The organism is Salinisphaera sp. RV14 (assembly GCF_052044135.1).
GTDB lineage: Bacteria > Pseudomonadota > Gammaproteobacteria > Nevskiales > Salinisphaeraceae > Salinisphaera.
In genome coordinates this window covers 1-18,687 of record NZ_JBQDYF010000016.1, presented here as the reverse complement: position 1 = coordinate 18,687, position 18,687 = coordinate 1, and the positions used below count along the sequence as shown (strand labels likewise).

General features: G+C 65.4%; 17 protein-coding genes. 6 read left to right on the top strand and 11 right to left on the bottom strand.

The window, feature by feature from the left end:
• Nucleotides 1-89: 89 nt before the first annotated feature.
• The 6 genes from fur to ACS8Y6_RS14295 form a co-directional block, all read right to left on the bottom strand.
• Nucleotides 90-530 carry a ferric iron uptake transcriptional regulator gene (fur, locus tag ACS8Y6_RS14320; RefSeq protein WP_109993310.1) on the bottom strand — a complete coding sequence of 147 codons (441 nt, stop codon included), beginning with the start codon at nucleotides 528-530 and terminating at the stop codon, nucleotides 90-92.
• 79 nt (nucleotides 531-609) lie between these two features.
• The gene (locus tag ACS8Y6_RS14315; RefSeq protein ID WP_440850815.1) at nucleotides 610-1,947 is read right to left on the bottom strand and encodes a dihydroorotase; all 1,338 of its coding nucleotides are present in this window, start codon (nucleotides 1,945-1,947) and stop codon (nucleotides 610-612) included.
• Nucleotides 1,948-1,980: 33 nt separating this feature from the next.
• The gene (locus tag ACS8Y6_RS14310) at nucleotides 1,981-2,847 is read right to left on the bottom strand and encodes a 6-carboxytetrahydropterin synthase (protein WP_440855829.1); all 867 of its coding nucleotides are present in this window, start codon (nucleotides 2,845-2,847) and stop codon (nucleotides 1,981-1,983) included.
• Entirely contained in the window at nucleotides 2,844-3,098 is a 255-nt protein-coding gene (locus ACS8Y6_RS14305; RefSeq protein ID WP_440850817.1) for a Trm112 family protein, read from the bottom strand. Before ACS8Y6_RS14305 ends, ACS8Y6_RS14310 begins: the two co-directional genes overlap by 4 nt.
• Nucleotides 3,099-3,182: 84 nt before the next feature.
• Nucleotides 3,183-3,497, bottom strand: a complete 315-nt coding sequence (locus ACS8Y6_RS14300) for a DMT family transporter (protein ID WP_440855828.1) — start codon at nucleotides 3,495-3,497, stop codon at nucleotides 3,183-3,185.
• 1 nt (nucleotide 3,498) lies between these two features.
• Entirely contained in the window at nucleotides 3,499-3,825 is a 327-nt protein-coding gene (locus tag ACS8Y6_RS14295) for a DMT family transporter (protein WP_440855827.1), read from the bottom strand.
• 382 nt (nucleotides 3,826-4,207) lie between these two features.
• Here ACS8Y6_RS14295 and ACS8Y6_RS14290 point away from each other — a divergent pair, with 382 nt between their 5' ends.
• A complete protein-coding gene (locus ACS8Y6_RS14290) occupies nucleotides 4,208-4,816 on the top strand; it encodes a TetR/AcrR family transcriptional regulator (protein ID WP_440850820.1) in 609 nt (202 codons plus the stop codon).
• Nucleotides 4,817-5,137: 321 nt separating this feature from the next.
• On the top strand, nucleotides 5,138-7,165 hold the full coding sequence (locus ACS8Y6_RS14285) for a TonB-dependent receptor (RefSeq protein WP_440855826.1): 2,028 nt from the start codon (nucleotides 5,138-5,140) through the stop codon (nucleotides 7,163-7,165).
• An 831-nt stretch (nucleotides 7,166-7,996) separates the two neighbouring features.
• Here the strand turns inward: ACS8Y6_RS14285 and ACS8Y6_RS14280 are convergent.
• Genes ACS8Y6_RS14280 through ACS8Y6_RS14270 form a run of 3 tightly spaced genes read right to left on the bottom strand, consistent with a single transcriptional unit; the run spans nucleotide 7,997 to nucleotide 10,625 of the window.
• A complete protein-coding gene (locus tag ACS8Y6_RS14280) occupies nucleotides 7,997-8,866 on the bottom strand; it encodes a metal ABC transporter permease (protein WP_440855825.1) in 870 nt (289 codons plus the stop codon).
• On the bottom strand, nucleotides 8,863-9,723 hold the full coding sequence (locus tag ACS8Y6_RS14275; RefSeq protein ID WP_440850823.1) for a metal ABC transporter ATP-binding protein: 861 nt from the start codon (nucleotides 9,721-9,723) through the stop codon (nucleotides 8,863-8,865). The genes ACS8Y6_RS14280 and ACS8Y6_RS14275 overlap by 4 nt, the downstream gene beginning before the upstream one ends.
• Nucleotides 9,720-10,625, bottom strand: a complete 906-nt coding sequence (locus ACS8Y6_RS14270; RefSeq protein ID WP_440850824.1) for a metal ABC transporter solute-binding protein, Zn/Mn family — start codon at nucleotides 10,623-10,625, stop codon at nucleotides 9,720-9,722. The genes ACS8Y6_RS14275 and ACS8Y6_RS14270 overlap by 4 nt, the downstream gene beginning before the upstream one ends.
• A 385-nt stretch (nucleotides 10,626-11,010) precedes the next feature.
• Here ACS8Y6_RS14270 and ACS8Y6_RS14265 point away from each other — a divergent pair, with 385 nt between their 5' ends.
• The 4 genes from ACS8Y6_RS14265 (at nucleotide 11,011) to ACS8Y6_RS14250 (ending at nucleotide 16,055) form a co-directional block, all read left to right on the top strand.
• Nucleotides 11,011-11,571: a hypothetical protein gene (locus tag ACS8Y6_RS14265; RefSeq protein ID WP_440855824.1), complete on the top strand. Its 561-nt coding sequence runs from the start codon at nucleotides 11,011-11,013 to the stop codon at nucleotides 11,569-11,571.
• 26 nt (nucleotides 11,572-11,597) lie between these two features.
• Nucleotides 11,598-13,373: a nickel/cobalt transporter gene (locus ACS8Y6_RS14260; RefSeq protein WP_440855823.1), complete on the top strand. Its 1,776-nt coding sequence runs from the start codon at nucleotides 11,598-11,600 to the stop codon at nucleotides 13,371-13,373.
• A gap of 166 nt (nucleotides 13,374-13,539) precedes the next feature.
• Complete coding sequence (locus ACS8Y6_RS14255) at nucleotides 13,540-14,907, top strand: N-acetylmuramoyl-L-alanine amidase (protein WP_440855822.1); 1,368 nt, start codon at nucleotides 13,540-13,542, stop codon at nucleotides 14,905-14,907.
• 47 nt (nucleotides 14,908-14,954) lie between these two features.
• A complete protein-coding gene (locus tag ACS8Y6_RS14250) occupies nucleotides 14,955-16,055 on the top strand; it encodes a HoxN/HupN/NixA family nickel/cobalt transporter (RefSeq protein ID WP_440855821.1) in 1,101 nt (366 codons plus the stop codon).
• Between the two features lie 328 nt (nucleotides 16,056-16,383).
• On the opposite strand, the gene zigA is transcribed toward ACS8Y6_RS14250, so the two are convergent.
• Together zigA and ACS8Y6_RS14240 are read right to left on the bottom strand one after the other, a co-directional pair.
• Complete coding sequence (zigA, locus tag ACS8Y6_RS14245; protein WP_440855820.1) at nucleotides 16,384-17,595, bottom strand: zinc metallochaperone GTPase ZigA; 1,212 nt, start codon at nucleotides 17,593-17,595, stop codon at nucleotides 16,384-16,386.
• Between the two features lie 386 nt (nucleotides 17,596-17,981).
• Nucleotides 17,982-18,488 carry a transcriptional repressor gene (locus ACS8Y6_RS14240; RefSeq protein WP_440851306.1) on the bottom strand — a complete coding sequence of 169 codons (507 nt, stop codon included), beginning with the start codon at nucleotides 18,486-18,488 and terminating at the stop codon, nucleotides 17,982-17,984.
• Nucleotides 18,489-18,687 lie beyond the last annotated feature (199 nt).

Genomic DNA, 18,687 nt, shown 5'->3' with positions numbered 1-18,687 from the left:
AGTCTAACGATGTGCCGAAAGGCACGGCAACCCGGAAGTCGGGTCTAACGTCATGCCGAAAGGTTTGGAGGCGCGCCGGGCGGCGCCGGTTACGAGTCCTTCTTGCGCCCGCTGGTGTCGTTTTCGCAGTTGGCGGCCTGGCATTCGCCGTAGAGCACGAGCGTGTGCTTGGACAGGTCGAAGCCGGATTTCTGCGCGAGATCGCGCTGGCGCTGCTGCATTTCGTCGTCGAAGAATTCCTCGATCTTGCCGCACTTCACGCAGATCAGATGATCGTGCGGGCCCTGCTCCAGCTCGAACAGGGCATGGCCATCCTCGAAATGATGACGGATGACGAGCCCCGCGTCCTCGAACTGGGACAGCACGCGGTAGATCGTGGCCAGGCCGATGTCTTCCTCGTTGTCGAGCAGCTTGCGGTAGACGTCCTCGGCCGATAGATGATCCTGTCGGTTCTGTTGCAGAACCTCCAGAATTTTCAGGCGCGGCAGCGTAGCCTTGAGGCCCGCCTTGCGCAGATCGCTGGTTTCCATACTCGACACCTCGAAAACGCTCACGTGACGTGGCGCAGGGCCGCGCCGGCGGCTGACGATTCAGCGGCGCGGGTGGCTGTCAGCGCCGATCGTAGCTCAACGCCTCGCCGATACAGCCTTGGCTAAGTTTACCGTCATGATACGCGGCTTGACCAGATACGAAAGTCGCCATGACCCGGGCATCGAAGGTGTGCCCGTTGAAAGGCGTCCAGCCGCACTTGGCCAGCACGGGTTCGTCGTCGACCACGGTGCGCGCGCTCGGGTCGACCAGGACCACGTCGGCCCAGTAGCCCTCGCGCAGATAGCCGCGTTCGGCGATATCGAATCGCTCCGCCACGTTATGGGCCATCTTCTGGACCAGTTGCTCCATGCTGAAATGACCGGCCGAGACCTGGTCCACCAGCGAGATCAGCGCATGCTGAACCAGCGGCAGCCCGGCCGGGGCCGAGAAATAGGGCTTGTCCTTGTCGGCGCGCACATGCGGCGCATGATCCGTAGCCAGGATATCGATGGTGTCGTTGGCGACGGCTTTCAACAGGGCGGCGCGGTCTTCGGCGCTCTTGATCGCCGGGTTGCACTTGATCAGCGTGCCCAGGCGCTCGTAGTCGTCCTGGGTGAAGAACAGGTGATGCACGCAGGCCTCGGCCGTGATCTGTTTCCCCGTCATCGGGCCGGGCGTGAACAGGTCCAGTTCCTCGGCCGTGGTGATGTGCAGGATATGCAGCCGGGCGTCGTGCCGCGTGGCCAGGTCGATGGCTTTTTTCGACGAGGCCATGCAGGCGGCCCTGGAGCGGATCACCGGGTGCTGGCTCATCGGTACGTCCTCGCCGAAGCGCGCGCGGGCTTTTTCCGCGTTCGCCTCGATCATGGGCGTGTCCTCGCAGTGCGTGAGGATGGTCAGCGGCGAGTGTTCGAAGATTGCCTCCAGCGCGGCCTCGTCGTCGACCAGCATCTTGCCGGTGGAGGCCCCCATGAAGATCTTGATGCCCGCCGCGCGGCTCACGTCGACCGACTTGATCGCCTCGATGTTGTCGTTGGTCGCGCCGAGATAGAAGCCGTAGTTGGCCGCGCAGCGGCCCCGGGCCATTTCCAGCTTGGCCAGCAGGGCTTCGTTGTCGATGGTCGGCGGCTGGACGTTCGGCATGTCCATGAAACTGGTGATGCCGCCGGCGACCGCCGCGCGCGACTCGCTGGCCAGGTCGGCCTTTTCGGTCAGGCCGGGCTCGCGGAAATGCACCTGGTCGTCGATCATGCCGGGCAGCAGATAGCAGCCCGCGCCGTCGATCACCCGGGCATTCGGCGGCGCGGCGATCTCGCCGTCGATGCGCGCGATGCGACCGTCGGAGATCAGCAGGTCGGCGATGAAGCGTTCGCCCTCGTTAACGAGGGTCGCGTTGGTGATCAGGGTGTCGGTCATGGTCGCACCGTTGCGATGAGTCGGTTGAGCGTATCAGGCGCGGGCGGCATGGCTGCGCGTCGCGATCGCGCCCTTGCCCACGCCTTCGTAGGCGCGCACCGCCACCAGGTGGCCGGGATGGCGTGCCGCGAGCTCGCCGGCGATATGGTCGGCGATGTTTTCCACGGTGGGCGGCCCGTCCAGCAGCACGCAGCGCGCGGCCGCGATGTCCAGCGCGAATTCGCCCTGCGGCGCGCTATAGCCGAAGCCCAGGCGTTCCGCATCGGCCGGCGTGGTCAGGTCGGCCCGATGGCCGATGAACACGCCCTGCCAGGCTTTGGCCCAGGCCTGGGCGATGTCGGCGCGGGCCACGCCGTCGATGGTCACCGCCAGCCGGCAGCGATGGCCGTGCGCCAGTCGCTGGCAGTTGCCATCGTGGGCCGCCAGGCCGTGCGTGTAGTCGTAGGCCGCGTCGCTAATGGATTCGGCGCGCAGGTCGATCTTCAGCGCTTCGACGTTGGCGGGCAGTTTCGGGCCGACGCGTTCCTCCAGCCAGCGGGCCAGCGCCCGGGGCTCGATCGCGGCCGTGTCGAACACAGTGGTCGCGCTCGCCGGCCCGACATAGCGGTAACGATCCCCCGACCTGGTGGTGAAATCGATGCGATAGCCGTCGATCGTGGCGCCCGGTGCGCGCGCAGGCACCAGCAGACGATGATCGACCAGGGCATCGATCTCGGCCTTGAGCAGCCGCTTGGCCGGGCCGAAGTCGAACAGCATGCCGTCTTCGCCGCGCCGACCGGTGAGCGTGGCATCGACCAGCCAGGTGGCACCGCGCAGACCGGCCTCGGCGTCGAGCACGCCGCAGTCGATATGCGTGACGTGTTCGACGAACAGTTGCAACGAGTGATCGTTCGGGTTCACGACACCTCGGGCAGGGCAATGCCGCGCTCGGGCAGCATGATCGGGATGCCGTCGTCGATACGATAACCGGTGGCGCGGTCGCGGGTGACCAGCAGCGCGGCGACGCGTTCATTTACCGCGCTGCCGTCGGCGTATGCCGCCGAGCCGTTGTCGATGGCGGCATTGAGCGCGTCGATTTCGGCCGATTCCGCCAGCGAAAGCGACAGTCCCGTCACCGGGCACACCAGAATCTCGAGCAGTTGCTTGTCCATGGGCAGGGCCGGCGTGGCTAGACTTGCACCTAGTCTAGGGCCTGTTGCCGTTTCACGCGACACCGGGCCGGCCTCGGTGTCTGACTACATGCTGAGCTTGAGGCCGATCACGGCGACCACCAGCCCGGCGACCCATGCCAGCCGCGTCGGACGCGCCGATTCACCCCAGAACACGATACCGATGAGCGTGCTGCCGAGCGCGCCGAGGCCGGTGAATACGCCGTAGGCCACCGCCATCGGCAGATCGTTCATCGCAATATGCAGACACGCCAGCCCGCAGGAAAAAGCCACCCCGGCGATGAGCCCGCCCGAGACGCGGCGCCCATGACTCATGCGGGCGAAACCGACCACGCCCACGATCTCGCAGGCGCCGGCGACCATAAGCCAGAGCCAGGCCATGTCATGCCTCCGGCCGGCGGCCGCCGGTCTTTTTCAGCCCGACGATGCAGACCAGCAACAACACCAGGAAGCCGTAAGTCGCCGGATGCAGCGGCGTATCAAACACCACGGCTTCCAGGATCACCGTGCCGACGGCGCCAAGGCCGACGAATAACATATACACGGTCGTCGCCGGCAGATCGCGCGTCGCGCCCAGCGCCAGTGCCACACTGGCCACGGCGCAAATGACCGTGGCCGCCCATGCCAGGGGCGATGCGGCGAGCTTCAGGCCGGCAACCCAGCCGATTTCGGTGCCGGCGCCCAGCGCCAGCCAGAACCAGGCTCTCATGATTCACTCCGCTAACGAACGGTCGGTAGTATATCAGTTCATGAGTCGCCGCGACCGTGTTCCGAGTGGCATCCGGCCGGACCGGTAAACAGCGGTTGGCATGCCATATGCCTTGCGTAATCGCGCCATCCGGGGCCAGGGCTTGAACGCCGAATGACCGCGCGCCGCGCCTCGGCCGACAGGATTTCGGGCCGCTCATAAAACCAGTCAGGGCGCCGATACGGCGTGGCGCGTCTTGTCTCGACGGACTTGCGGGCTCCGGCGTGGCACGTGTACGAAACGGCCACAGGCCCTAGAATGAGGCGATTGATGGTTATTCATTCTGTTACAGCGTGCGGTGGTCGCGGCGTCGCATGACATCCAAAACCCGCAAGGCCCTGCCATGAGCACTTCGCCCGCCTCCCGAGCTACTGTTGATCGTGTCCACGACATTGCATTGTCGTTGTTCGCCCGCCACGGCTACGACGGCATGAGCCTGTCGCAGCTCGCCAGCGAAGTCGGGATCCAGAAGCCGTCGCTGTACAACCACATCGAGAGTAAGCAGGCATTGTTCATGGCGCTGGTCGAGCGGGTGGAGACGGCGCTGTTCGCGGCGCTCGACCATAGCCTGACCCGGCATGCCGGCGCCGACGTGCATACGCGGTTGTTCGAACTGGTGTGTGATCTGTCGCGCTTCATCCTGGTCGAGGCGCAGGGCGTGTTCTACAAGCGCTACCTGCTGTTTCCGCCCGAGCCGCTGGCTGCCGAAGTGCGGGCCGTGACCGGGCGGGGCGAGGCGCGTATCAACGCCGCGCTGCACGATATCTATGCTCAGGGCGTGCGCGACGGCGTGTGGCCGGATCTCAGCGAGCGGGGCTTCCTCGATGCCTTCTATTGCCTGATGGACGGCCTGTTCAGCGAACGCTTCATGTACTCCGTGGATGAGTACGACCGCCGCGTCGCCTCGATCTGGCCGATCTTCTGGGCCGGACTGACCGCGCACCAGGACTGAATCGCCGGGCGCTATCCCCAGGGGCGATCCCCCGACCTGCCGCAATAGGGGTCGGCGGGGCGCGCAATATCGATTTACGTACGATACGTTATAATATAACATATCGAATTCAATTCATTTCCGGGGAGTGTCATGGGCGAGCGCCGCACTGCATTGATGGGGTCGATGCGGGTTATAAATGCAATGTTATTACCTTTTATTTCCATGGGCGCGTTCGCGGCCACGGCGCAGCCGTCGATCACGCCCACGGCGCCCGCATCGCCCCCTGTAGCGGCCGATGCGGCCCATGCGGGGGAGGCGCAGGGTAGGTCGACGGCGCATTTGAAAGCGATTTCGGTGACCGGCGTCCCCATTCCCGGCAATCCGCTGTCCCAGGCGCCGGACGTGGATGTGGTGACTTCGAACGATATCGAAGCCAAGGGCGCGGCCAATCTGGGGCAGGCGCTCGACGATCTGGCCGGCGTGGATTCCATCGGTACCGGCAACACGGCGGGCAAACCGGTGATCCGTGGCCTGTCGGGAGAGCGGGTGAAGATCCTGTCGAACGGCGTCGGCATTTCGAACCAATCGTTTGGCGTGCGTCACATGCCGGTGACCGATCCGTTCCTGCTCGACCGGGTGGAAGTCGTGCGCGGGGCGTCGAGCGTGCTCTATGGCTCGAGTGCGCTGGGCGGCGCGATCAATCTGCTGCCGCCGAAAATCGCCTACGACAAGACCGCCCGGGGCGAGGTCATGGGACGTTACGACAGCAACAACCGCGAGTGGGATACGGGCATCAAGGCGACCGGCGGCAACGGTCGGTTCGGCTATGCCTTCGGCCTGATCCGGCGCGACGGCGGCGATATCCATACGCCGGACGAGCCGACCTATTTCCCCGGGCCGAATGCGGCGACGCACCCCGATGCCCCGGCCTATACGGGCCGGTTGAAATACACCGACTTCAACCAGGTCAACGGCGATGTCGCTGTCGGCATGCGTGACGACACGCTTGGCGACTGGACGCTGCGCTACACGCGCTGGAACGACGAGCACAACTTTCTGCTGCCGCCGCCGGCCGGCATCAAGCCGCCGAGCGCAGGCGCCGAAGGCGTCGGTCAATACATCGACGATCGCCAGGTTCAGCTCGACGGCCGGTTCAACGCCGGCGGGATGATCTGGGAACCAAAGCTGATGTGGCAGAACAACCGGCGCCGCTCGAACGCCGCCGGCTACCCGCGCGATCTCGGCTTCGACGGCGATATCGATCTGCAGTTCAACCAGTACACCGCGCGCCTGGTGGGTCAGAACGGCCCGGTTTTCGGGCTGGACGGCGGCAAGATCGGCATCGAATACGTCAACAAGCAACAGGTCTCGCGCGGCCGGACCCAGCTTTCGCCCGGTGGCGAGGTGAACAACGCGGCGGTGTTCGCCTTTCAGGAAAAGGCTATCGGCAAGCTGACGTTGCAGGCCGGTGCGCGTTACGACTACCACGATGTCGAGGCATTGGCCGGCAAGACGGCCAATCCGTCGGCCTCGGTTCGCAATGCCCGTAAACAGACCTATAACGTCGTCACCGGGTCGCTGGGGGCGGTCTATGCGTTCACCGATCATCTGTCGCTGGCGGCCAACGTCGGCCGCGGCTTCCGCGCGCCGACACTGTTCGAACTCTATGTCGCCGGCCAGCACGGCGGGGTCGCGGCCTATCAGCGCGGCAACCCCGATCTCGATCCGGAAAAATCCATCGATACCTCGTTGTCGCTGCGCTGGCATTCGGACCGGCTACAGGCGAAGGCCACGGTCTATCGCAACCTCATCAACGACTACATCTATCTGCGCGATACCGGCCAGACGATCAATGGCCTGCCGGTGCTGGAGCATGAGCAGACCAATGCCGAGCTGTACGGCGCCGAGGCCTCGATCAAGGCCGATGTGACGTCGTGGCTGTCGGTGCATGCGGCCGGCGAGGTCGTGCGCGGCCGGCGGCGTGATAATCACGAGGCGCTGCCGTTGATTCCGGCCGACAACGTTCGTCTCGGTGCCCGTTTCACGCCGCACGGTAACGACTGGCCGCGCCAGACGTATGCCTCGGTCGACGTGCGCTACTACGACAGCCACAAGGCTGCCCCCGGCGAGCCCTTCTCGCAGTTCGACAACGCGCCGTTCGGCCTTGCGTCGACCTCGGGCTACGGCCTGGTCGATGTGGGCGCCGGCATCGCGCCGAAGATCCATGGCCAGGAAATGCGTATCGACCTGCGTATCAACAACCTGTTCGACAAGGCGTATCGTGGTTTTCTGGACACTTACAAAGGCTATGCGTTGTCGCCCGGGCGCGATATCCGCCTGACCGCGCGGATTCCGTTCGACCTGTAGAGAGACAGGCCGGGGCGGTCGTCGTCGACTTGCGTCGGGCGGCCGCCCGGTATCCTCGGCAGGGTTGCGCGGGCCGGCACCATCGTTGCCGTGCCGTGCCGTGCCGTGCCGTGCCGGTTTCGGTCGGCCGACCGACCGACCGGCAGTTTGCCGCGCGTGACACTCTGTCTCGTTGGGCGCGCAATCCGGCCCGCGCGGGCTCGAAACGGCATCAAGACACCTTCATTCCGACAGGTGAGGCGATCCATCATGCGTGTCAGGACCTGAAGCGCGATCAAGTGCGCAGAAGATCAATCCAGGCTCTCGTATCGAGTGGTCGACGCTGATGGCCAGCGAATCAAGGCCGGCCTGGTCGAAGCGGTATCACTGAACAGCCGGCAGGAGCGATGACGGGCCGATCGGGCGATCAGCGACCATCACCCGCAACGCCGAGGGGTAACCGTACGAGCCGGCGACTTCCCCGGCCGCCGGTTTGATTGCACGCGGATCAATTCGGGTTTCAGCAGGCACCGGATGGAGACGCGGCCATGCATGTTGTGCATCCGCACTACGGCGGCGACATGGCTGCCCCGTTGGGCATCCCCGCCCATGCCGCCGGTGCGGGCCGCGCCACGTTTGTTGAACCTTGAAGCGGGCGGCCCGGCCTGCGGCGAATCCAGGCGCCCGCCCTCTGCATCGATACCGGCGAAAACAGCGAAGCATCGGCGTCGCGTCGACGGGCCGCACGCCGTATTCGAGACACGCGGCTGGCGCGCCGCGCTTCGAGCGGCCGATGTCGGTTCCGGAGTCCTGCCGTACCGGCGCCATCGCGGCGAAACCGCGCCAAGTGGCCTACGGTCGCTCGGGAACCCCGGAGCGTGCTGCGCCGATGGTTCGGCTGCCTGCGACGCGCGATAACCGGGGCGGGCGCGTGGTCAACCAGGCCAGGGCGTAAACGGCGAAACTGCTGCCTGCGATCGCCGACGAGGCCGGCAGGTTGATGTAATAGGACGCGACGATACCGCTCCAGGTTTCGGCCAGGGACAGCACCACGGTCAGCGCAAGGCCGCTGGCCACGCGTTTCGTCCACGCCTGGGCCGCCGCGGCCGGGCCAACGAAGATGGCAAAACTGAGCAGCGCGCCGATCACCGGCACGGTGACGGCGGCCATGGCCGCCAGCAGCAGGAGGAACAGCAGACCGATCAGGGCGACCGGGATGCCGCGGGCGCGCGCCGAGTCGGGGTTGAGACTGGCAAAGCGCAACGGGCGGAACAGCACCGCCAGCGCGCCCACGACGGCCAGCGACACGCCGGCGGTGATCGCCAGCTGGGTTGCGTTCACGCCGTACAGGCTGCCGAAGAGAATACCGATCGCCGCGTTCGCGTTCGCGCTGTATAGATTGACGAACAGAATGCCGAGCCCGAGCGAGAACATGAGAATCATGCCCACGGACACGTCGCGCTCGCCCAGTTCGGTGCCGCCCAGATGCATGACCGCGGCGGCACCGAAGACGAACACGAACAGTCCCAGCATCGGATCGGCGCCGATCAGCGAGGCGCCGGCGGCGCCGGCGAAGCCGACGTTGGCCAGCGCATGGGCGGCGAATGCCTGCCGGCGCAGGACCACGAAGTAACCGATCGCCGAGCCCGCGATCGCCACGCAGGTGCCGGCGGCAAACGCGTGACGCATGAACGCCATGTCGAGAAAAACCGGCCAGCTCATGCTTGTTTGCGTTGTCGCGCGTCGACCGGCGCGCAGTCGCAGTCGAGGCGCGCGCAGTTGGCGCCCGGGGCTTCGTCGCGCATCACGAACAACCGGCCGCGATCGCGCACGACGTGCATGGGCACGCCGTAGAGCCGGCTGAGCCCGGCCGCGGTGACGACCTCGTCGATGGCGCCGATATGGCCCTGGCCCCCGGCCAGATAGAGCACCCGGTCGGCCACATCGGCAATCGGATTGACGTCGTGGGTCGAAAACAGCACGGCCAGTCCCAGCTCCTGGCGCAGCCGCTCGGCCAGGGCCACCACCTGCGCCTGGGCGCCCGGGTCGAGTTGCGCCAGCGGCTCATCCATGAACAGCAGACGCGGTGAATTGACCAGGGCCTGGGCGATCATCAATCGCTGGCGCTGGCCGCCGGACAGGCTGTTCAGGCGGCGATCGGCCAGCGCCTGGCCATCGACCAGCGCCAGCGCCGCATTCACCGCGCGCGCGGCGTCGCGCCAGCGCCAGGTCGGGCCCCAGCGATGACTGGCGTAGGCCGCGGCCACGAATTCCCGGCCACTGAACTGACCGTCGTGTGTCAGGCGCGTGCCTTGCGGCACATAGGCCACGCCGCGCCGTGCCTCCTGCGGTGTACGGCCCAGCACCCGAACATGGCCGGCGATCGGCGGCACCAGCCCCAACAGGGTTTCGAACAGCGTGGTCTTGCCACAGCCGTTGGGGCCGGCCAGTGCCGTGAAGCTGGCCGGGGCAAGATCGAAGTCGAGGCCCGAAAAAGCCGGCTCGCCGGCCTTGCCGGCGGCCAGATCCTGCACGGAAACCACGCTGTCCGCGGCATGGGCGGGGCTTGCGTCGGTCATGAGGATCGGGCCGCTGCCTGGTCGAGCGCCTGCTTGATCGCCTTGAGCTGTTCGATCTGCCACTGGGCGTAATCCTCGCCGTGCAGCGGAATGGCGCTCACGCCCACGGTGGGCACGCCGCTGGCGCGGGCCGTCTCGACCTCCTGATCGGTGAGCCGGTTGTGCACTTGGTCGTTATAGATCAGCAGATCGACCTTGTGTTGCTGCAGCGCCTGGAGGAAGGTCTTGACCTGCCGAGCGCTGGGCTGGCTGTTTTCCTCTGAGGCGTACTGGATCTTGCGATAAAGCTCGTGATAGCCGAGCAGCGCCAGCATGTAGTTGTAGACCGGCACGGTCGCGGTCACGGTGAGGTTCGGGTGTGCCGCGATCAGCGTCTGGACGGCATCGTAGACCGGCAGCATTTGCGCCTGGAACCGATCGAGGCCCTGGCGATAATCCGCCGCGTGATCCGGGTCGAGCCTTGCCAGCGCCGCCGCGACCCGGCTGGCGGTGGCCAGCACCGCCTGCGGCGAATAGAACAGATGCTCGTTCTTGTCCGGGCTCACGATGCCGCTGGCGGCCTCGGCCGCGCGCACGACCTGACGCTTCGGGTTTGAAGTCCCGGACAGCAGCGGGTCCATCCAGCCGTCGAAACCCAGGCCGTTCATGACCACGAGATCGGCCTGGCTCAGTTGACGCCCGATGCGCGGATTCGCCTCGAACTGGTGCGGATTGACGCTGGGGCTGTCGAGCAGCGACGTCACCTTCACATGCGAGCCGCCGACTGTCTTGACGATACTGCCGTAACTGCTTTCCGCGGCCACGACGTTGACGGGGGCCGCGAACGCGGCCGGTGCGGACAGGGCACAGGCCAGCAGTACGAGCCATTGCAGTACCGATCGGGCGGTTGCAGGTTGAGCCATGATTATCTCCGGATGACAAAGATACGTTATAGTATAACTCTCAAGTGGTCGCGGCAAGCGCTGTGCCATGCCTTGACGACAGCATGGGCGTGACGCACCCGGCGCGTTCGATCGCGTTGCGGTCGGGCGGGCGGGCGGGTTTGCGATACGCTGTGGGCTCGAACCGCCGTCGCGAGTCGTCGATCGTGCACGGCCCGTTATGCTGTGACAGGGGTTCCGCTGTTCATGGGGTGCCGGCAACTTTGGCTTTACTGATCCAGGCGCTGCCCCGGCGTGAGCGCGGCCCGTTTCCGCGCGCCGCCGGTAAGTACGGATTATCCGCCCGGCGCGAGGTTTGCCCCGAGGTCGCGCCGCGATGAGGCGGCTCCGGCGCACAAGACGACTCGTGCTGTGGATCGCGCTCGCTGCCGTGCTCCTGTGCCCCCTGGCCGTGATCGGCATCCGTTGGCTGACGGCGGCGCGTGCGCCCCATTTCGACACCAGTTATCTCAGCATCCGCGCCGATCCCGGCGATGCGCATGTCTTTCATGGCGAGTGGGATATTTCCGTGCGCGATCTGAATTCCGTGTTCCATCTGGACGCCAATGCCGACGGCGACGTGACGTTCGACGAATTGAAACCGCATTTTCCCAAGCTGGCGCAATACGCTTATGCCCACCTGCGCTTCGGGGATGGGCATAACGCCTGCGCCATCCGGCCGGAGCAGGTCGAGGAGGCCAACCGAAGCGGCGCCGAGGAATACATGGTGCTGTTGTTCCGGGTTGTCTGTCGTGCCGCGAAACCGGACATCCTGTCGGTGGAATACCGGTTGTTTGTCGCTGCGGACCCGAGCCATACCGGCCTGTTGGTGTTCCACGACCGGGGCCATACGGACACCGCGCTTCTGTCCGCCGCCAACAAACGGGTCCGCCTCCATCTGCAGGCCGGGTCGGGAGGGCCGGGATGACGTGGCGCCGGTTGGCGCGGTGCGCCGTGTGCCTGCCCCTGGTGCTGCTGGCGGTACTGTGTCCGGCGCACCGGGCGCGCGCCGATACGGTCGTGAGTTTGTTGGGGAATTACACGATCAACCAGTTCGTGGCGCTGCATGTGGACAAGCACCGCGTGACCGCCCATTACGTGGTGGTGATGGGCCAGATTCCCGCGCTCAAGGCGCTGCACGGGGCCGATACCAATCACGACGGGGTGACGTCCGAAAGCGAGCGCAGCGCGTACCTGAAAAAAATGTCGCCCCGGTTCGCCCGCCACCTGCGGCTGCGGGTCGATGGCCGGCGGCTGCCGTGGCATCTGGTGTCGTGGCACACCGGCCTGCCGTCGGACGACAGCGGATTCTCGCTGCGCTTCGACGCCTATTACACGGCGTCCCTGCCGGCGGCGACGGGCCAGGGGATTCATCATCTGCGCTGTGCCAACACCAATTACGGCGGGCGCAACGGCTGGAAGGCAATCGTCGTTCGATCGGGAGCCGGCGTGTCGGTATTCGATACCAATGCCGCCAGCCGATCGCTCACCCATGCACTGCGTGACAACCCGGGCCATTTGCCGCCCGGCGGCCCGCTGGACGAGCGAAGCGTGCATCTGGCCTTCACCCTGGGCCCGCCGCCGGCCGGATCGGTGCCGCTCGGTGCCGAGCACGGACATCATGCGAACCCGGCGGCCAGTCATGGCGATGGGGCGGCCGCGGGGGCGAGCTGGTGGGGCTGGCTCGGGCGTCATGTCATGTTCGGTGCCTGGTCGCCCTCGACCGACGTCACGGCCGGATCGTCCGGGGGCTGGTTTCAGCGCGCGACGCGCCAGCTGACGCACCTGATCTCGCCCGCGGGTCAGGCCGGGCCAGGACTGGCCGTGCTGGCGCTGCTGTTCGCGGCGGTGCTGGGGGCGGCCCATGCCCTGTCGCCGGGCCACGGCAAGACGGTGGTCGGTGCGTATCTGGTGGGGAGCCGCGGTACGCCGCGGCATGCCGCGTTCCTCGGCTTGACGGTGACCGTAACCCACACGGCGGGCGTGTTCATGCTGGGCGGGGCCACGCTTGTGGCATCGCAGTACATTGTGCCGGAGCGGCTATTCCCGATTCTGAGCCTCGTTTCCGCCCTCATGGTGGTGATCATTGGCGTCGTGCTGTTGATCGCACGGATTCGCGACTGGCGCCGGCAGCCGCGGAACATCGAGGCCCCGAACGCCGCCCCGCCGGGCCCGGTCTATCGATTCCAGCCACAAGGCGCGATGAGCCTGGATCATCGTCACGACCACGACCACGACCACGACCACGACCACGACCACGACCACAGCCACAGCCACAGCCACAGCCACAGCCACAGCCACAGCCACAGCCACAGCCACGCCCATGTGGATGCGAACGGGGTGCTCTGGCATCGCCACGGTGGCGGCTGGCATTCGCACCAACCGCCCGGCGCCGATGGCGAGCGGGTCACCTGGAAGAGCCTGCTGGCGCTCGGCATCTCCGGCGGGCTCGTGCCCTGCCCGTCGGCGCTGGTGTTACTGCTGGCCGCCATCGCCGTGCATCGCACGGCCTATGGCATGGTTCTCGTGCTCGCCTTCAGCGTCGGGCTGGCGGCCATGCTCACGGCCGTGGGCCTGGTGTTTCTCTATGCGCGTCGTTTTCTGGATCGGCGATCATCGCGTCAGGGCCGGTTCCTGCGAATCTTGCCGGTGTTGAGTGCCGGCTTGATCGTATTGGTCGGCTGTTTCATGTGCTATGCCGTGTTGGCCGCGCTCGAGGCGGGCCTCTGAAGCGCCCGGGCTTGTTGCGACGATCGCATGCCGGTCGCCGCGGCATGGCGCCTCGGGCAGCGCGCAGGCCGCGGGGCGGCTTTGGCCGGCGGGGAGTTAGTCGTGCGCCCGGTCGATTGGTTTAAGCTCTGCGCTTTGGCTTGAAACGCAGGATAAAGGCAGGTTGATGGCGGCACGATGGTGCAGTTGGGGATTGGCGTTGGGCCTGATGCTCACGAGTGCCGCGGCATACGCGGCCAGTGCCACGCTCGAATCGGTGCGCCTCGACTCGCAGGCCAGTGGCGTCAGCGTGCATTTCCACTTCGACAGCGTGCCGAAATATCACTGGTTTGCGCTCGCGAATCCCGCGCGTGCGGTGATCGATTTCGACCATACACGGGCCGGCAACATCAACAGCGTTTCCGGCGGCGCCGTGCACCGCCTGCGCCTGGCGCGCCATGCGGACGGCACCCTGCGCGCCGTGCTCGATCTGGGTGGCAAGGCGCAGCTTGATAACGTCCATGTGCGCGGCGACGATGTGATCGCCTCGATACACGGCGGTGGTTCAGCCGCCCCGGGCGCCTCTTCTTCATCTTCGTCGCATCAGGACGGCTCGGCGTCCTCGACATCGAAACCCGATCGTGGCCACGCCGCGTCGCGCCGCCCGAACGCCGTCTATCGAGCCGAGGCCAGCAACGACAGCATCGTGGTCGTGATCGATCCGGGCCACGGTGGGCATGATCCGGGCACGCGCGCCCGCAACGGCCTGATGGAGAAAACCGTGAATCTGGCCATCGCCAAGCGGCTGTATGAGCGGCTCAAGCAGACCCAACGCATGCATCCGATACTCACGCGCCACAACGACACCTTCGTCACCCTCCGCCAACGGGTACACATCGCGCAGGAACACCACGCCAACCTGTTCGTGTCCATTCATGCCAATGCGTATCCCAATGATCGATCGGTCAAGGGCGGGACTTGCTACATGCTGTCCGAGCACGGCGCGACCGACGCCAAGACGGCCCAGCTGGCGCATTTCGAAAACACGCGCGATCGCAGTCTGGCGGGCGTGCATTTTTCCGGGGACCCGACGCTCAATGCGGTCCTGACCGATCTGTTCCAGAATGCCTCGATCGAGGATGCCGACGATGTGGCGCAGAACATCATCCACCAGTTTGCCCAGATCGAGCCGATCTATCGGCATAAGCCGCCGCGGGCCAATTTCGCGGTGTTGCGCGACCCGATGGTGCCTTCGGTGCTGTGTGAAACCGCGTTCCTGTCCAATCCGCATCAGGCCAAACTCATGGGAACCCGCCGTTTTCGCAACGAGCTGGCCGATGCCATGTACAAGGGCATCGTGAAGTATTTCCACAACCATCCGCCCGAGAAAATGCGGGCAACCGGCGGCTCGATGTATACCGTCAAGCCGGGGGATACCCTGTCCGGAATCGCCTCGCGCCAGGGTGTGTCCGAAAACGCGATCATGGATATCAACCATCTGCATTCGAAAACGCTTCAGGCGGGGCAGAAACTACAACTGCCGAACCACCCATAGATCGAGCGTTCGCCGGACCAGGGCGAGCGGGGAGCACATGTTGGGTCATGCCGACTGTAAGTAGTGACCGCCGATCATTCGCTTCGACCGACGCGCAGCCGTTCACGACGTCCGAGTGGCTGCGGCTATCCGGCCTGTACGGCTTCATCGGGCTGCTTCATGTCGTCGGCTGGGGGCTCTATCTCGGCTATGTGCGGCAATATCCGGCGTTGGTCGGGCTCGGGCTGACGGCTTATCTGTTCGGCTTGCGCCATGCCTTCGATGCCGACCACATCGCGGCGATCGACAATACCGTGCGTTCGGTACTGGCCAGGCGACGAAGCCCGCTCAGCATCGGGTTCTTCTTTTCGCTAGGACATTCGACTATCGTCTTCGGAGCCGCTGTCCTGCTGGCCTGCACGGCCTCCGCGTTCACGCAGTATCCGCGGATCGAGCATATCGGCGGGGTATTCGGGGCCTCGGTGTCCGGTATATTTCTCTGGGTCATCGGCATACTCAACCTGCTCGTGCTGCTGGATCTGCTCCAGATCTGGGGCCGGGCCCGGCATGGCAACCACAGCCACGACGACCTCGAGGCCATGCTCGCCCGGCGAGGCCTGATCAACCGACTGCTCGGGCAGCGGTATCTGCAGGGCATCAAGTACGGCTGGCAGATGTATCCGCTCGGTTTCCTGTTCGGCCTGGGATTCGATACCGCGACCGAAGTCAGTTTGCTGGCCATCACGGCCGGCGCGGCCAGCGGCTCGCTACCCTGGCCGGCGGTGCTGTCGCTGCCGGTCCTGTTCGCGGCCGGCATGACGCTGCTGGATACCACCGACAGCGTGCTGATGACGAAGGCCTATCGCTGGGCTTTCATCAACCCGGTTCGCAAGGTGTTCTACAACGCAACGACCACGTTGCTGTCGGTGGTCGTGGCGTTGGTCATCGGCACCATCGAGTTGTTGCAGGTGCTGGTCGGCACGCTGGGTCTCAAGGGCGGGATCTTCAGCACGATTGCCGATCTGAATTTCGGCGATGCCGGCTTCGTGATTGTCGGCCTGTTCATGGTGGCCTGGCTGGCCTGTCTGTCGCTCTGGAAATTCGGCCGGTCGGGGCGCGACGGCCGTAGTGCCGCAGCCGCCGACGAGGGCTCGTTTTCGGAGCCCTGAGGCTGTGGCTTGAGTGGCGCGCGATGGCGACGTACTCGATTGCCGAGCGAAAAACCACGCAACGCCGCCACAACGGACGGGCCCAAATCCGGTGGCACCATCATGCAGGGCGCCATGATCGCCGGGCACGGGCGTGCCCGGCGGCAGTAGCGCTATTAATCCGGCATCAAAACAGCCGACTTCATCCGCTGTTTTCAACGCCTTCAGAAATAAAGGCCGGCGCCTTTCCGTCTTTTATGTTCAAAGGCTTAGCGGCCGATGGCCGCTGCGAGCATGCGGTCGCATGCGCGCGCTATCCACCCGAAAAATCATCTATCTCTGTGCCGGGTTAATAAGCACTGGCGCGCCAGGCCGGAAACGGATCGTTCATCGCCTGCCAGCGTCGCCAGCCGACCGCGCATTCGGCGTCGGTGAGCAGGCAGGCATCCAGACGCGCCTCGAGCGCGTCGCGATCCATGTCGATGCCGATCATCACGATCTCCTGGCGTCGGTCGCCGTATTCCGGATGCCAGGTGTTACGCACGGTCTTGAGAACTTCCGGGTCTTCCGGCAGGCGCCCGGCCGCGGTATCGCTGGCCCACCAGAAGCCCGCGGCCTGATGCGTCAGCGCGCCGCCGGCCTGGGACAGTTCGCCCACCCACTCGGGCCGGCTGGCCAGCCAGAAGAAACCCTTGGCACGCAGCACGCCGGGCCAGTCGCCGTGGATGAGTTCGAACAGACGCTCGGGATGAAATGGCCGGCGCCGTCGATAGACGAAGCTTGAAATTCCGTATTCCTCGGTCTCGGGCGGGTGAGGCTCGCCTGCGAGTTCGCGCGCCCAGCCGGGCGACTGCGCGGCCGTGTCGAAGTCGAAGCGGCCGGTGCCGAGTATCGCGGCGGGATCGACCCGGCCGTGCTCGGTCTCGATGATCTCCGCGCCCGGGTTCAGCGCTTTCAGCACGGCCTTCGCACGCTCGCGCGTCGCTTCGTCCGCCCGGTCGCGCTTGTTCAGCACGATGACATCGGCGAACTCGATCTGGTCGACCAGCAGGTCGACCACCGTGCGCTCGTCCTCGTTGCTGGCAGCCTCGCCGCGTTCGGCCAGTAATTGCGTGCTGGCGTAATGGGTCATGAGCGACGCGGCGTCGACCACCGTGACCATGGTGTCGAGCCGGGCCACATCGTCGAGGGCGAAACCCCGCTCATCGCGCATGGCAAACGTGGCGGCGACCGGCAGAGGTTCCGAGATGCCGGTCGATTCGATCAGCAGATAATCGAAGCGCGCTTCACCGGCCAGCCGGGTCACCTCCGCCAACAGATCCTCGCGCAGCGTGCAGCAGATGCAGCCGTTGGAGAACTCGACGAGCTTCTCGTCGACGCGCGACAGCCCGCCGGTTTCGCGCAGAGTCGCGGCGTCGATGTTGATCTCGCTCATGTCGTTGACGATCACCGCGACCTTCAAGCCCGCGCGGTTGGCCAGCAAATGATTGAGTACGGTCGTCTTGCCGGCGCCGAGAAACCCCGACAGGACCGTCACGGGCAATGGGGCGTGCGTTGGCATCGATATTCTCCACAAATAAACAATGTTATATCATAACAACTTTCAAGTCAGTCGTATCATCCCCGCTGACGCTGCAATGCCGAATGACGGGTCGGTGCTATCCGCGGCGTGAAGCGCAACCCGCAAGACGGTTGCTGGCGGTGCGCTGTGAAACGGCAGCTGGCGGCAAGGCTGTCGCGTGCTCGCGCGATTGGCGCGATCGATCGGGGGCTCTTAATCCGGCATCAAAACAGCGGACTTCATCCGCTGTTTTCAACGCCTTAAAAAATAAAGGCTGGCGCCTGTCCGTCTTTTATTTTCAACGGCTTCGCGGCCAATGGCCGCGGCGAGCATGCGGTCGCATGCTCGCGCTATCCACCCGAAAAATCATCTGTTTTTGGGCCGGGTTAATAAGCCAGCTTTTGGCGGCCCGCACAGTTTGCGCAGAGACCGTCGACCTCGATGGTCTGGTGATCGACCACGAAGCCGCTCTGTTTCGCCTCGTTGGCGATGGCGTCGTCGATGTCGACGCTTTGTATTTCGGCCGCCCGGCCGCATTCGCGGCAGATGAAGAACTTCGGCGGGTGGCGATCGTGATCGATGCCGCAGCCGATGAACGCGTTCTGCGATTCGATCTTGTGGATCAGGCCGGCGTCGAGCAGGAAATCCAGGGCGCGATACACGGTCGGCGGTGCGGCGTTGCCGCGTTCGCTGTTGATCCGGGCCAGCAGATCGTAGGCCTTGGTCGGCTGGTGATTGACCCAGATCAGTTCCAGCACGCGGCGCCGGATCGCGGTCAGGCGCAGCCCGCGTTCGGCGCAGACCGCCTCGGCCCGGGTCAGGGCGTCGGCGATGCAGGCGTCGTGATCGTGGCCGCGGTGGCCGAACGCTATGTTTTTTTCCGTCTGGGTCATGGAGGGTCCGACCGAGATTGTTGACATGCATTGTCGCGCGAACACGCGACCCTGGCGAGCGCCGCACGGCCCGGCGGTGCCCGTCGGACCGTTACAGCGACGCTGCGTCGTCTAGGGCCTGTTGCCGTTTCGCCCGAGTCCGCGCCAAGCGCTTCCTGAAAAATTACTTGGGGGCGGCAAGACGAGGCGTAGCGAATGT